This is a genomic window from Zoogloea sp. JDB1 (assembly GCF_056724025.1).
On record NZ_CM161496.1, the window covers coordinates 2,976,077 to 2,989,189 of the forward strand.

Sequence of the window (13,113 nt, forward strand, 5' to 3'; positions counted from 1 at the left end):
CGTGCGGGGGTGAGAAACCGGAATCAAGGAACCGGCCAGCCTTGCGGCTGCCCCACACGGCCCGCCATTGAGTAGACGCGACCATGCTCCGACAAGAAAAAGCCGCGTCAAACGCGGCCTTCATCGGCCTTGATTCAATCGGGTTCTCACGCCCGATCACCACTGTTTAGGTGACGTGGTGAGTATCGGCGCGGGCAGGGGAGGGCGTCAAGGGAATGACGTCGTATTTGGATGCCAGGCTTGCGACGGCAGTCGTTTCCGGATCCTAAGGCACCAATCCGGCGTCTCGTAGCAAAGGCTCCTCATACACGGAATCTTCTGCTGGATAGCGCAGGCCCGGAAGATTGTGCGCTTTGGCATGCGCCCAAATGATGCTTTCTCCGGCAGGAAGGGTGTCTGGTGCTTGTGCGTACAGCGGATCTTGAAATGCGGTGTTCGCAGAGATGATTGTCCAGCCGTGAGCCGTCAGCGCTGCAACTACCTCTGGCAAGGCTTCGGCATTGATCTGGTTGGTGTGGAGGAGCATGACATGGGCCGGGCTTCTGCCGAGGACTTCGCGGGCGAGACCGTCGTAATAAGCTGCTCGGTCGAGCAGATGGCGGATATAGCGCTGTTTCACGCGTTCCGCCTTGCCGGCATCGCCCGCCTTCAGATGCGCGGCATAAACGAGGTTGTAGTACCAGTCGCTTGCGTCGATGGATACCGGGGCGCTTTTGTAGCCATTGCGGGCCATCCAGGCCCTCAAACCATCACGCTTGGTGAGGGTGTCGCCTTCCTTCAGATAGGGGAACCGCAGCATCGGCACGAAGCTGGGTAAGTCTCTGACCATCGCGTCCGCGGCCTGGACGTCGGAAATGAACCATTCCAGCGACACTTTCGGATCGGCCAGGCTGCGGTGACTGGCTGTATGGTTCCCGACCAGATGCCCTGCCTGTGCCCATGCCGCCACCAACTCAAGTCCTTCAACACCGCCCATGCGCGCCAGTGAGGGGAACAGGGCGGATTGGATTTTGTGTTCATGCAAGGCGGCCAGCATCTGCGCATTCCACTGCGCCGCCCTGGGCTGCGCAGTGGGATTGAAACCGTCGTCGAAGGTCAGCGCGAGTGTCTGCGCGGAGCTCCACGGGGCCCATAGGAAGAGAACAAGAACAAGGATCAGTCGGAAGGAGGAAAGACGGGAAACCATGTCGGGAAGCAAGGCGCGCGATGTTACCGGGAGCGACAGGATACGGGGGCGGAGATCAGTAGTCTCTTTCCACCTTGCAAATCCGGATCTTGGATTCACGAAACCAGAGTTGCTCTTTCTGCTGCAGCAGTCTGTGTTCCGGATGCTCCTTCCAGGCCCGGATGGCTTCAAGGGAATCCCAGTAGGACACGGAAATCCCCATGCCCGCTCTGACACCTTCGTATCCGAGGAAGCCTGGCTGTTTCATGGCTAAAGACAAGGCGTATTGCGCTGCTTCGGCGTATCCATCGGCTTCGTCGTGTAGAAACGACGTGAAAATTACCGCGTAGTACGGGGGCCTCGGCGTGGTGGCAATCTGGTTCATGGGGGCTGCTCCTTTCATGGGTGATGGCGATTAACGTGTCTGGCAAAGGCTCATCAGGATCGCCCAGCGCCAGACATTCATCGGATTCAGGTAGGCGCAGAACGCCAACCCGATGCCGACTGTCAGCAAGCTGATCAGGATGAGCCGGTATTTCATGCATGGGCTCCCGATAGCGCGGGCCGTTGAATCTCGCCATCCTGGATCGGGTAATGCAGGGCTGCGGACAGCAGGCCAATGGCGATGCTCAGTTGCCAGACCAGGTCATAGGAGCGCGTCGTGTCGAAGACGTATCCGCCCAGCCATACGCCGAGAAACGATCCAAGCTGGTGGCCGAAGAAGACAAAGCCGAACAGCGTTGTGAGATACCGGATGCCAAATATCTGGGAAAGGAGGCCGTTGGTCAGTGGCACCGTACCCAACCAGATGAAGCCCATCACGGCGCAAAACGCGTACAGGGTGAATTGGCTGAGGGGCAGGAGGTAGAACGCTGCAATGGCCAGGGACCGCAGTACGTAGATCCAGAAAAGCACATATTTCCGGCGGAATCGGTTGCCCATCAATCCGCACACGTAGGTGCCGGTGACGTTGGCCAGGGCGATCACGGCGAGACCGATTACCGCCGCGGATTGGCTCATGCCCTTGTCGCGCAGATAGGATGGCAGGTGGTTGGCGATAAAGGCCAGGTGAAAGCCACATGCGAAGAAGCCGATGATCAGCAGCCAGAATCCCTGATGGGAAAACGCCTCGACGAGTGCGTCCCGCAGGCTTTGCTGCTGGCTGCCTGTTTGTGTCGGAACGTCGGCAAGCGGCAAGGCCAGCGGCAGCACCACCAGGCAGGCAAGCGCGAGCGCGATGAACGAACCGCTCCAGGTAAAGGTGTCGATGAGTATCTGTGAGACCGGAACCAGAAAGAATTGCCCCAGTCCGCCAGCGGCGCCGGCAAGCCCCAACGCCCAGCCGCGGCGCTCCGGTGGGACCAGGCGACTCAAGGCGCCGTAGATGACGCCGAATGACGTGCAGGCGAGAGCAATACCGACGAGGACGCCGGCGCTGAGGGTGAAGACAAGTTGCGTCGGGCCATACGCCATGCCGACCAGTCCGCAGGCGTAGCAGATCATTCCGACCATGACGACGCGACGCGAGCCGAAGCGGTCGGCGACCATGCCGACGAACGGCTGCATGATGCCCCAGACAAGATTCTGCAATGCGATCGCAAAGCTGAACGTTTCGCGGTTCCAGCCGTGATCCATGGTGATCGGCACCATGAAGATCCCGAAAGCGTGACGTATCCCCAGGGACAAGCCCATCACGATGCCGCCGGCCAGCACGAACGCCAGGGGTTCCTGCCACCAATGTCTATCCGGTTGAGTGTTGATGTGCATCACCATGCCCTATCCACGGTTTGTCTGTTCCCAAATGCATGATTCATGAAGCTGCTTGGGTAGGATTAGAATCCGTCACAGTTGGGCTCTCAAGCGATATTCGGGAATTCGTTACATTCCAAAAGGGAATGAATTATGGTTACCAGCACGCCGGTGCGCATTCCATCCCTTGACCTGTTGAAGGGTTTCGTTGCGGTGGGGCGGCATCTGAGCATCACGGTTGCAGCCAATGAGCTGCACCTCACCCAGTCCGCCGTCAGCCGGCAGATCCTGGCCCTTGAGGACGCGCTTGAGTGCAAGCTCTTCCTGCGCAGTCATCGTTCTCTCAGCTTTACGCCGGAAGGCGAGCGTCTGTTCCGGAAAGTCGATCCATCGCTGCGGCGATTGCAGGAGGCTTTCGAAACCCTAAGGCCGGCGGAGCGCCCCGTTACGGTGACAGCGAGCATTGGCGTGGCAACGCTGTGGCTGTTGCCCCGCATAGGAAGGTTTCAGGAGCGCTATCCCGACATCGATCTGCGCGTGCTGGCATTGAATCGGGTGGCGGACCTGAAGCGGGAAGGCATTGATCTGGGGATTCGCTACTGCCGTCCTGAAGATGCGCCACCTGGGGCGACGCTGCTCTTCGAAGAGTCCATCGGCGTCGTCGCGAATCCTGTGCTCGGGATTGAGCGAATCCATTCAGCGGATGATTTCCAGAAGCTGGTGTTGCTGGAATATGAAGATCCCCAGCGCCCCTGGCTTACCTGGAAGTCATGGCTGGGTGAGCATGGCTGGCCGGATGCCCGCCCTCGCAGCGTGGTGCGTTTCAATCAATACGACCAGGTGATTCTGGCGGCCATGAGCGGTCAGGGCATCGCATTGGGGAGAGTTCCGCTCATCAGTGATCAAATCGAAAAGAAACTGCTCGGATATGTCGAAACCCCGGCGTTGTCCCGCCCATGTCGATATGGCTACTGGCTGATCCAACCCGAAACGATGCCGCGCCCGGTCGTTGAGGTTGTGACCCGTTGGATAGAGGAAGAGGCCGGCAGTCAAGAGCTTATGAGGAGGCGCTAACAGGAAGCTTCAGCGGGCTGGTGGCAATCTTCCCGGACATTGCTCAGCGCCCGTCTCAGGTCCTGCGCAAGCGTCTGGAGTTCCGAGATTTTCCGGTCGACAACCGCAATCTTGTCGGCAAGCACTGAGCGCTTCTGCTCCGGTTTCAGGGTGTGATTGGCCCACGCGTCCAGCAGCTCGTGGATTTCTTCGAGCGAAAAGCCCAGCGTTTTGCCTTGCTTGATCAGGCCCAGCCGTCGAACGGCGGTGGCGTCGTAACGGCGATAGCCATGGCGTCCTTCCTGGCCGCGCTCCGGCTTGATGAGGCCCAGGCGCTCATAGAAGCGGATGGCATCGCGTGTCATTCCTGTCTGTTCGGCCAGTTCCCCGATCCGCATCGTCAAATCCTCCTGCCCAGTGATCCGTGTCTTGACCTTGGACTTTACACCACTGTTTACAGTCGCGTTTTGAGTGGATCTCGGGAGAGAACATGACGCAGGAAAAGACCGCATTCGTCACCGGCGCTACGGGCTTGCTGGGCAACAATCTTGTGCGCCTCTTGCTCGCAGAGGGGTATCGGGTCAAAGCACTGGTGCGATCGCAGCAGAAGGCTTCCGAACAGTTCGCGGGCTTGGTGGATGACCGTCTGGAGTGGGTGCTTGGGGATCTCGCTTGTGCGAAGGGTTTTGCTCCGGCCTTGCAGGGCTGTGATGTACTTTTTCATACCGCGGCCTACTTCCGGGAGAGCTACAAGGGCGGCCGCCATCTGGACGCCTTGCGCAAGACCAATGTCGAAGGTACTCAAGCCTTGCTGAACGAGGCTTATGCCGCAGGTATTCGGCGCGTGGTCCATATCAGCTCCATCGCCGTGTTGCGCCTCAATCAGGCCGGAGTGACGGACGAGACCATGCCTTTGGCAAAAGACGCGGCGCCGGATGACTATTACTGCAGCAAGATCGAAGCCGACGAGGCGGTATTCGCTTTTCTCGACAGCCACCCGGACATGCACATTTCCCTCGTCCTGCCCGGCTGGATGCACGGCCCTGGCGATCTTGGGCCAACTTCGGCAGGGCAGTTCGTTCAGGATTATCTGCGTCGAAAGATTCCGGGGGTGGCCGATGCGGCCTTCTCGGTGGTGGATGCCCGGGATGTGGCTCAGGTCGCCCTGGCGTCGAGCCGAACAGGGAGACGAGGCGAGCGCTATCTGGCCGGAGGTCATCCGGTCAGCATGTCCAGGCTCTTGCAGGCGATGGAAACCGTAACCGGCATTCCCGCACCACGCCGCAAGCTCCCCCGCATGATGCTGTATGCCATCGCCTTGCTGCAGGAGACCTATGCCCGACTGACCGGCAAGCCGGTGTTGCTCAGTCTGGCGACGGTCAACAACATGGCCAAGGACTACGGGCGGCGATTCTCTGCGGACAAGATTCGCAGGGAGTTCGGCTTGGGTTTCAGGCCCATGGAAGAAACGTTGGCGGATGAAGTAAGGTGGCACCGTCAGCGATTGGCTGAATCGTCATCGCTGCCCTAAGTAGTAATTTGCGAGCGTGTCATTTCAGGATGGCTCCTCGGCCTTATGGAGCGCTTTGCGTAAGGTCGATCACACTCCCTTCCTTTTCGATCATCCCCATTTCCTTCAACACCTCCTGGGCCGAGCGGAAGGCGTCGATGGCGAGGGGGAAGCCGCAATAGACGGTGGCGTGCAGCAGCGTTTCCTGGATTTCCTTGACGCTGGCGCCATTATTGATGGCGCCGCGTACATGGCCTTTGAGTTCGGTGCTCCGGCCGAGGGCGGTCAGCATCGACAGGGTGAGCAGGCTGCGGGTCTTCATATCGAGTCCGTCACGGCACCAGGTCGTGCCCCAGGCGTTGCGGGTGACGAGTTCCTGGAGGGGGGCGGTGAAGGCGTCCGCGTTGGCGAATGCTTTGTCGACGAAGGCTTCGCCCATCACTTGTTTGCGCTTTTGCAGTCCCTGTTCGAATTGTGCGTCGCGGGTCATGGTGGACACTCCAGGTGGAAATGGCGGTGAGCTTATCTGCTGGAATTCCAGATTGGCAATATCGGCGATGCCATGAGCAGGCGTGCGGGTGCGGCAGATGTTGACCCAAGAAGCCCTAAAATCAGGCGTAGGGGGCGTGCCCGTTTATCGATCGGTACGTTCCCGTCGGTCAGGTACCAATGGGTTGCAACATTGTGATCGGATAACTGTCGAACAGCCTCAGCATTCTTCATCCTTATAAACCGGATCATCCTGGATGCTGTGTGTTTCTCTCCACTAACATGTAAATACTTTGACAGGTGGGAGCATGCCGGATCAACTCAATCTACTAGGCAAGCGGGTACTGATTACCCACTCCGATACCTTCATGGGACCGACGCTATGCGAAGTGTTCGCAGAACATGGTGCCACGGTAATACCAAGTACTGCTACTTTGATCGGTGAGGATGAACCTGCCGCAATCTTCGCTGCTGCGGGCCATGTGGATATTCTTTTGGCCAATTTATCGATTCCGGCGCCAAATACCCCTGCCATTGAGGCCTCTGAGGAGGAGTGGAGGGCGACGTTTGCAGCGTTGGTGGATCCGCTTCCCCGGCTCTTTCGGGTTGCCCTGCCACCCATGATCGAGCGGCAAGCAGGAAAAATACTGGTCATGGGGAGCGCATCTGCTCTGCGGGGTATGAGGCGTGCATCCACCTATAGTGCTGCCCGAGGTGCGCAGCTTGCCTATGTGCAGTCAGTAGGCGCCGAGATGGCCGCATACAACATTCAGATCAACGCCATTGCCCAGAACTTCGTAGACAACCCAACCTATTTTCCTGCGGACGTGCAATCCAACCCGCGTTTTCAGGAACGACTCAAGAGAGAGGTTCCGCTCGGCCGTCTGGTCTCCGCAAGAGAGGATGCAGAATTTGCCGCCTATCTTTGCAGCGCACAGGCCAATTGTTTCGTGGGGCAGGTATTCCCTGTCTGTGGTGGTTGGGTGCAACGATAATCTCATTGCCCGAGATCACCGTTTCAATATCTGGATCGGCGTAGCGCCGTTTCGTCCGCGATCATTCCGCAGGCCCGCCGCTCGTGTTCCTGGTTTGCCGCATCCATGCGCCGGAACACGTTGGCGGCGTCGCCGCTGTCTGGGCAATTTGCCTGATAAACAGAGAGGGATTTCCACGCTCCCCGGTTTGAGCCTGGCGGACGGCCATTGACTCTCTAGAATCGAGTTCGAGCGATGTCGAGCTTATTCAAATAACCTGGAGACACACCATGTCTGCTTTCATGTACTTCGGCGGCCTCCTGAGGATGCTGGCGGTCATTCCGAAATGGCTGGAGACTCCGCTCCCATGAGCCGGAAATCCACACGTGATGTCCTGCTCGTAAATGGCTTTCGGGTACTGCAGGCACTTTGCCTCGCGGTGCTCTGTGCCGCGTCCCCTTTGTTGCAGGCGCAAACCAGCGAGGAACTGCTCGGCGCTGCGGGTAAGGACGCCGACTGGCTCACCTATGGCCACGGGTACGCGAATCAACGCTACTCGGGACTGACGCAGATTCATCGCGGCAACGTGTCCCGTCTGGTGCCGAAATGGATCTACCAGACCGGCGTGGAGGGCACGTTTCAAACCAACCCCATCGTACTCGACGGGGTGGTGTATCTGACCACGCCCCGCAATCACATCGTGGCGCTGGATGGCAGCACGGGTGAGGTGCGTTGGAAATACACGCACAAGATGGCGACGGACGTTCTGTGCTGCGGCGCCCACAACCGCGGTCTGGCGGCAGGCTACGGGCGGCTTTACGAGATCACTGCCGACGGCCGGCTGATTGCGGTCGACCGCAACAGCGGCAAGCTGGTTTGGGATGTGCCGGTGGTGGACCCCGCTACCGGTGCACCGGATGCCCCACGGCAAGTACAGAACATGGGCGATCTTCCCAAGGAAGAAACGTCGCAGTGGTCACGCTTTGCGGGGAATATGGCGCCCCTTGTTTACGATGGGCTGGTCATCGTTGGCACCACCGGGGCCGGATACTCCAATGTCTTCCGGGATGAGGATGACACGGCGAGAGCCGCCTTTGGTCGCTCCGGCCCACGCAGCGGAATGCGCGCCTTCATCTCGGCCTACGAGGCAGATTCGGGGCGTCTGGTCTGGCGTTGGTATTCGACTAAGGACCATGGCTGGGAGGGGAGTTTTGTCAGCCAAACGTCGATGGGCGATGCGCTGGATCGGGATCTGGATGCTGAACGTGCGAATGCGGAGAGGTTTCGCGATGCCTGGAAACGGGGAGGCGGCTCCATCAGTTCCTCGCCCGCGCTCGATCCGGAACTGGGCTTGCTCTACTTCGGTACCGGTAACGCCGCTCCCTACGCCGACTTGTACCGACCCGGTGACAATCTCTACACGTCATCGCTGGTTGCGCTGGATGTGCGGACGGGCCAACTGCGCTGGTTCCATCAGGTAACCCCGCACGATGTCTGGGGCTACGACCTGGCCTCGTCGCCGATGCTGCTGGATGTTCCGACGAGCGGAGGGAAGGTGCCCGGCATCGCCTTGGTGACAAAGTCGGGCTGGATGTATTTTTTCAACCGGATCACGGGCGAAGTCATCCGGCGTTCGGACGGCTTTGTGCCTCAGACCAGCCTCTTCAAGCGCGCCAAGGATGCCCAGGGGGTGATTGCGGTGCCGGGTGAGGCGGGCGGTGCGAACTGGCCACCCATTGCTTTCAGCGGCGAGACGGGGTGGGCGTACGTCGGCGGCAGCCATTATCCGAGCCGCTTCACGTTGGAGCTCGACGAGAAGGGCAATAAGGTCAATGTGCTCAGCTTTCCAAAGGGCGTGGAAACCTATGGGACGCTCAGTGCGATCGATCCGGCGACTGGCAAGCTCGCATGGCAGGAGCGCATCAGCCGACCATTCTCCGGCGGCGTGACGACCACTGCGGGCGGACTGGTGTTCATGGGAGAGGCGGACGGGCACTTCACGGCGCGAGACTCCAGGACCGGCAAACTGTTGTGGCGCTTCCAGACAGGGGCAGGCGTCAATGCACCGCCCGTCGTCTATGAACGCGATGGGAAGGAATATCTCGTCGTTGCGGCAGGTGGGAACAAGCTGTTCGACATCGCTTCGGGTAATGCGGTGATCGCGTTCGGGCTGCCCGAAGAGCGGTGCGAGTGAAGTTCCAGAATGATCTTGCCTCCCATTTCTTTTACCCAAAGCTGATCGCGGTCGTGCGGTGAAGGTCGGGTACTCGGTACTTATAGTTCCCGATCAATTGGCAGCAAGGACAGGAATGTGGCCTCGATGCGCTGCCACGTATTTCTGGCGGGTTCGACGGTGTAGTCGACGCTCTTCTTGTCTTCCTCCGTGTGCCAGACGAGGTTTGGGTTTCCATTGTCGTAAGGAGGCGGGCGCAAACTGACCGTATAGGCATTGGCGGGTTGCGTCATTGCTTCGAAGCGGGCAACAACCTGTTGGGCCAGGGTGGGGCTGTCGATGATCAGGCCAATTTCTGTGTTGAGATGCATGGACCGTTGATCAAAGTTCATCGACCCGATGAACAAGCGTTGTCGGTCGAACACGAACAATTTCGCGTGCAGGGAGTAATTGCCATTTCGTGGCGTGGTTGCAGTCTGGCCATTGACCTTTGCGTTGCCGGGACGCGCGCGTATTTCGTAAAGCTGGACGCCGTTTGTCAGCAACGGCACGCGATAGGCCATGTAGCCAGCCTGCGCCAGCAGCACGGATGACGATTCCAGTGAGTTGGTCAGGATGCGGATGTTCACGCCGCGTTTGCGCAGCGTGCTGAACAAGCGCATTCCCTCGTGTCCAGGTATCAGGTACGGCGTGACCATCAGCAGTTCCGAATCCACTGTGGCTACTTCGCTGGCAACGGCTCGCTGCATCAGGCGGCCGACCATGGCTCCGCTTTCCACCCGCTTCTTGTCGGGGCTGTCGTAGATCACTTGGGCGGGTGCCCAGGTCAATGGCAGGCGCCCGGAGAGTATTCCGCCAAACGGTTCGCCGTTGGCGACGCGATTCAAATAGCCGATGCTGTCGGAAGGCGGCGGGCGATGTTGCTCCCGCATGGCCTGACGCCGTTCGCGCAGGAGGCGCTGAGAGCTTGTTTCCTTGGACAGGGCTGCCATCGGGATGGCGAGGGGACTATTCCAGAACTCGTCGAAGGTGGCGGAGAGCTTCCTGGAGAGTGGGCCGGCGACAAATACGTCGTCGTCGGCAAACTGGGTGTCTGGATCGATCTGAAAGTACTGGTCGCCAATATTGCGCCCGCCGATCAGGGCAATGGCGTTGTCGACGACCAGCAGCTTGTTGTGCATCCGATAGTCGAGCCGGGAGGCGTTGAACATGAATTCGAGCCCACGCAAGGACTGGATGTTTCCGCGGTAGGCGAATGGATTGAAGAGCCGGATCTGGATGGCGGGATGTTCTTCCAGTGCGGCAATCTGCTCGTCGCCGGCCTCTGTTTCACCGTCGTCGATCAGGATGCGCACCCGCACGCCGCGATCTGCTGCGCGAAGGACCGCATCGGTCAGCAGTCGGCCGGTTTCATCACCACGAAAAATGAAGTACTGCAGGTCAAGCGTGCGTTCCGCCGCGTTGATCATCTGCATCCGGACCAGAAAGCCATCGGCGCCAACCGGAATGATGCGGAACCCGGAATTTCCGTCATGTTGGCGTGCGGCGACGGAAAACTGCTTTCCCAGGCGGGTTTCTTCCGGCTGAGGCAGTGCGGATGAAACGTCGCGCGGGAAATCCGAACCCGGTGGCAGTGTTGTACACCCCGCCAGCAGAACGATGATGGCGGTAAGCAGGGATGGGAAAAGGCGTGCTGCCCGGCGAGCACTGTTCATGAGCAATACACCGCACATGCATCGGTCTGCTGTCGGGCAAGAGCACTGTCGGTGCTGTCACCCGTGCCGTCGGCCGACGGCTAGATGTCTGTTCTCGTTATAGCTGAAGAAACAGCATTCTCCGGCCGTATGTCTGGGAACAGGGCTGCCGATTGCAGCCGCTTGGTGAGGACCCGCATGACAAAGGCGGCAAACTCGGGGGTGTCCCGGATGATCGCGTAGAAGGCCTGCTCGTTGATCTCGATGAACTCGCAGTGGGTTCGGGCTATCACCGTCACCGGGCGTGGCCCGGGTGTGAGGAGGCTGGTTTCTCCGATTAGGGTGCCGGGGAGAAGGACTTCGACGAGATGTTCCTGAGTGCAGGCTTCGGCCCGCCCGTCGATCAGCAGGTACATCGAATTGCCCCACGTTCCTTCGCGGAAGAGGCTGCGGCCGTTGGCGATCCGGAACGAGGGGTAGGCCCTGGAAAAGCGCATGAGTTCGATGGGGCTGAGGCATACGCTGTCCCGCGAGTAGGGGATGCTTGCGGGCAGCGGATCGTCGGCCTGCTCACTTGCATGAGTGGGCGCCTGACTGTCAGGTTTCAGTAGGCTCAAGATCCACATGGCTCGAGCCTAGAACTTTTGTGTGACCGTTTTGCTGCAGGTCGGTGGCAGTAATTGTTACGGTGGAGCGTCCTTGTCCCGATGTGGTGCGCGGCCGCCATGAAGCCGTCGCATATGCATCCTCACGGATGTTGTATCAGGAGCGGCAGGCCAGCCACTTCAGCAGGACGGCATACAGCTTCTCCGGGACCATCGGTTTGGTGATGAAGTCATTCATGCCCGCCGCAAAGCAGGCGCGACGGTCTTCAACGAAGGCATTGGCGGTCATTGAGAGGATGGGCGTGTGTGCTCTGCCAGGCAATGCGCGGATGATCCGGGTTGCTTCAAGGCCGTCCATCTCTGGCATTTGTATGTCCATCAGAATCAGGGCGTAATCCATTTGCTGCACGAGGCGCACGGCTTCCCGTCCGTTGGAGGCTACATCCAGGACCAAGCCTGTATTTCGTAACAGCTCCAGGGAGACCTCTTGGTTGATGAGGTCGTCCTCCACCAGCAGAATCCGGGCTCCAGCATGTTTGCTCCGCAGGACATCTTCTGCCGTTTCCTGAGCTTCCGGAACAGCGATGGTGTGATCGGTGTGCGCTTTTTCGAGTCTGGCGGTCAGCCAGAACGTGCTGCCTTGTCCTGGCGTGCTTTCCACACCTACTTCGCCGTCCATGAGCTCGGCAATGTGGCGCGTGATGGTAAGGCCGAGCCCGGTTCCGCCGAATTTGCGTGTCATCGAGCTGTCGGCCTGCTGGAAGGGCATGAAAAGGTTGGCGCTTTGCTCCTCCGTCATGCCCAGGCCTGTATCGCTCACTTCGAAGCGCAGCAGGTAGTCGTGGTCCGTCGCCTCCAGCATGTGGGCCTTTAACGAAATGCTGCCGCGCTGCGTAAACTTGACGGCATTACCCAGGTAATTGACCAAGGCCTGACTGAGGCGGGTAGGGTCTCCGCGCAATGCCCGCGGCACATTTGCCATGTCGATGTGCAAGGACAGGCCTTTGGCATTGATGGGGTTTTCCACGACGGCAATGACATCGTGCAGCAGGTTGTCCAGGCTGAAGTCCGTATGCTCGATGATCAGCTTGCCGGATTCGATTTTGGACAGATCAAGGATGTCATTGATGATGCTCAGCAGGTGCTCGCCCGAGGTCGCAATCTTTTCGAGTTGCCTTGCCTGCACTTCGGTGACGCCGCCGCGGCGCAGGATATGGGCCATGCCGAGAATGCTGTTCATGGGCGTCCGGATTTCATGGCTCATGTTGGCCAGGAAGGTGCTCTTGGCGCGATTGGCGGCCTCTGCTGCATCGCGTGCCGCTGCTAGTTGTTCAAGGTTTCGGCGATTTTCGAGAAGAGTGGCAACTGCCTGGATGAAATTGTCGAGAAATGGCTCATATGCCTCATAAATCCGCGGGTCGGACAGGACCAGACGGACGTATCCAAAGGAGGCACGCGGTGTGCGGATTGAAAGACTGGCGCCTATCCTTCCATCCACACGGGCAAGGTCGGCATTCTGCTCTTCGGCGAGGTCAGGGGTATCTGGAAAGTGGACCAGGCAGTCCGCGATTCCGGGGACATCCAGGAGCGCAAGACGCAAGAAGCCCGCGATGTGCCGATCAGGCAGCATTTCCATAGTCGGCTGTATGACAAGCAGGCGGCCCAGTGCTTGCGCTGTCGGATGCGGGAACGTCATGAGCA

Annotated in this window: 13 protein-coding genes; 4 read left to right on the forward strand and 9 right to left on the reverse strand. The window is 59.3% G+C overall.

Annotated elements, in window-relative coordinates; genetic code table 11:
• Positions 1 to 265: 265 nt before the first annotated feature.
• Genes AC1PPK_RS13295 through AC1PPK_RS13310 form a run of 4 tightly spaced genes read right to left on the reverse strand, consistent with a single transcriptional unit; the run spans position 266 to position 2,938 of the window.
• A complete protein-coding gene (locus AC1PPK_RS13295; RefSeq protein ID WP_481113534.1) occupies positions 266 to 1,186 on the reverse strand; it encodes a polysaccharide deacetylase family protein in 921 nt (306 codons plus the stop codon).
• Between the two features lie 55 nt (positions 1,187 to 1,241).
• Positions 1,242 to 1,550 (reverse strand): antibiotic biosynthesis monooxygenase family protein, encoded by a 309-nt coding sequence (locus AC1PPK_RS13300; protein ID WP_481113535.1) that lies wholly within the window; start codon positions 1,548 to 1,550, stop codon positions 1,242 to 1,244.
• Between the two features lie 30 nt (positions 1,551 to 1,580).
• Entirely contained in the window at positions 1,581 to 1,706 is a 126-nt protein-coding gene (locus AC1PPK_RS13305) for a hypothetical protein (RefSeq protein ID WP_481113536.1), read from the reverse strand.
• On the reverse strand, positions 1,703 to 2,938 hold the full coding sequence (locus AC1PPK_RS13310; RefSeq protein ID WP_481113537.1) for an MFS transporter: 1,236 nt from the start codon (positions 2,936 to 2,938) through the stop codon (positions 1,703 to 1,705). The genes AC1PPK_RS13305 and AC1PPK_RS13310 overlap by 4 nt, the downstream gene beginning before the upstream one ends.
• 129 nt (positions 2,939 to 3,067) lie before the next feature.
• On the opposite strand from AC1PPK_RS13310, the gene AC1PPK_RS13315 reads away from it, so the two are divergent.
• On the forward strand, positions 3,068 to 3,988 hold the full coding sequence (locus tag AC1PPK_RS13315) for a LysR substrate-binding domain-containing protein (protein ID WP_481113538.1): 921 nt from the start codon (positions 3,068 to 3,070) through the stop codon (positions 3,986 to 3,988).
• Here the strand turns inward: AC1PPK_RS13315 and AC1PPK_RS13320 are convergent.
• Complete coding sequence (locus AC1PPK_RS13320) at positions 3,985 to 4,365, reverse strand: MerR family transcriptional regulator (RefSeq protein ID WP_481113539.1); 381 nt, start codon at positions 4,363 to 4,365, stop codon at positions 3,985 to 3,987. The genes AC1PPK_RS13315 and AC1PPK_RS13320 overlap by 4 nt on opposite strands.
• Before the next feature lie 92 nt (positions 4,366 to 4,457).
• Here AC1PPK_RS13320 and AC1PPK_RS13325 point away from each other — a divergent pair, with 92 nt between their 5' ends.
• Positions 4,458 to 5,498: an SDR family oxidoreductase gene (locus AC1PPK_RS13325; RefSeq protein WP_481113540.1), complete on the forward strand. Its 1,041-nt coding sequence runs from the start codon at positions 4,458 to 4,460 to the stop codon at positions 5,496 to 5,498.
• A gap of 43 nt (positions 5,499 to 5,541) precedes the next feature.
• Here the strand turns inward: AC1PPK_RS13325 and AC1PPK_RS13330 are convergent, their stop codons facing one another.
• On the reverse strand, positions 5,542 to 5,967 hold the full coding sequence (locus tag AC1PPK_RS13330) for a carboxymuconolactone decarboxylase family protein (RefSeq protein WP_481113541.1): 426 nt from the start codon (positions 5,965 to 5,967) through the stop codon (positions 5,542 to 5,544).
• A 307-nt stretch (positions 5,968 to 6,274) separates the two neighbouring features.
• Between AC1PPK_RS13330 and AC1PPK_RS13335 the strand changes: the two genes are divergently transcribed.
• Positions 6,275 to 6,961 (forward strand): SDR family oxidoreductase, encoded by a 687-nt coding sequence (locus AC1PPK_RS13335; protein ID WP_481113542.1) that lies wholly within the window; start codon positions 6,275 to 6,277, stop codon positions 6,959 to 6,961.
• 346 nt (positions 6,962 to 7,307) lie between these two features.
• Positions 7,308 to 9,134 (forward strand): outer membrane protein assembly factor BamB family protein, encoded by a 1,827-nt coding sequence (locus AC1PPK_RS13340; protein ID WP_481113543.1) that lies wholly within the window; start codon positions 7,308 to 7,310, stop codon positions 9,132 to 9,134.
• An 80-nt stretch (positions 9,135 to 9,214) separates the two neighbouring features.
• Here the strand turns inward: AC1PPK_RS13340 and AC1PPK_RS13345 are convergent, their stop codons facing one another.
• The 3 genes from AC1PPK_RS13345 to AC1PPK_RS13355 all read right to left on the reverse strand — a co-directional run bounded on the left by AC1PPK_RS13345 (position 9,215) and on the right by AC1PPK_RS13355 (position 13,108).
• Positions 9,215 to 10,828: a phospholipase D-like domain-containing protein gene (locus AC1PPK_RS13345; protein ID WP_481113544.1), complete on the reverse strand. Its 1,614-nt coding sequence runs from the start codon at positions 10,826 to 10,828 to the stop codon at positions 9,215 to 9,217.
• Between the two features lie 80 nt (positions 10,829 to 10,908).
• Complete coding sequence (locus tag AC1PPK_RS13350) at positions 10,909 to 11,433, reverse strand: Crp/Fnr family transcriptional regulator (protein WP_481113545.1); 525 nt, start codon at positions 11,431 to 11,433, stop codon at positions 10,909 to 10,911.
• Between the two features lie 136 nt (positions 11,434 to 11,569).
• Complete coding sequence (locus AC1PPK_RS13355) at positions 11,570 to 13,108, reverse strand: response regulator (RefSeq protein WP_481113546.1); 1,539 nt, start codon at positions 13,106 to 13,108, stop codon at positions 11,570 to 11,572.
• Between the last annotated feature and the right edge of the window lie 5 nt (positions 13,109 to 13,113).

Coding starts and splice junctions, on each gene's coding strand:
- AC1PPK_RS13295 (WP_481113534.1), bottom strand. CDS start 1,186: ATGGTTTCCCGTCTTTCCTCCTTCCGACTGATCCTTGTTCTTGTTCTC.
- AC1PPK_RS13300 (WP_481113535.1), bottom strand. CDS start 1,550: ATGAACCAGATTGCCACCACGCCGAGGCCCCCGTACTACGCGGTAATT.
- AC1PPK_RS13305 (WP_481113536.1), bottom strand. CDS start 1,706: ATGAAATACCGGCTCATCCTGATCAGCTTGCTGACAGTCGGCATCGGG.
- AC1PPK_RS13310 (WP_481113537.1), bottom strand. CDS start 2,938: ATGGTGATGCACATCAACACTCAACCGGATAGACATTGGTGGCAGGAA.
- AC1PPK_RS13315 (WP_481113538.1), top strand. CDS start 3,068: ATGGTTACCAGCACGCCGGTGCGCATTCCATCCCTTGACCTGTTGAAG.
- AC1PPK_RS13320 (WP_481113539.1), bottom strand. CDS start 4,365: ATGCGGATCGGGGAACTGGCCGAACAGACAGGAATGACACGCGATGCC.
- AC1PPK_RS13325 (WP_481113540.1), top strand. CDS start 4,458: ATGACGCAGGAAAAGACCGCATTCGTCACCGGCGCTACGGGCTTGCTG.
- AC1PPK_RS13330 (WP_481113541.1), bottom strand. CDS start 5,967: ATGACCCGCGACGCACAATTCGAACAGGGACTGCAAAAGCGCAAACAA.
- AC1PPK_RS13335 (WP_481113542.1), top strand. CDS start 6,275: ATGCCGGATCAACTCAATCTACTAGGCAAGCGGGTACTGATTACCCAC.
- AC1PPK_RS13340 (WP_481113543.1), top strand. CDS start 7,308: ATGAGCCGGAAATCCACACGTGATGTCCTGCTCGTAAATGGCTTTCGG.
- AC1PPK_RS13345 (WP_481113544.1), bottom strand. CDS start 10,828: ATGAACAGTGCTCGCCGGGCAGCACGCCTTTTCCCATCCCTGCTTACC.
- AC1PPK_RS13350 (WP_481113545.1), bottom strand. CDS start 11,433: ATGTGGATCTTGAGCCTACTGAAACCTGACAGTCAGGCGCCCACTCAT.
- AC1PPK_RS13355 (WP_481113546.1), bottom strand. CDS start 13,108: ATGACGTTCCCGCATCCGACAGCGCAAGCACTGGGCCGCCTGCTTGTC.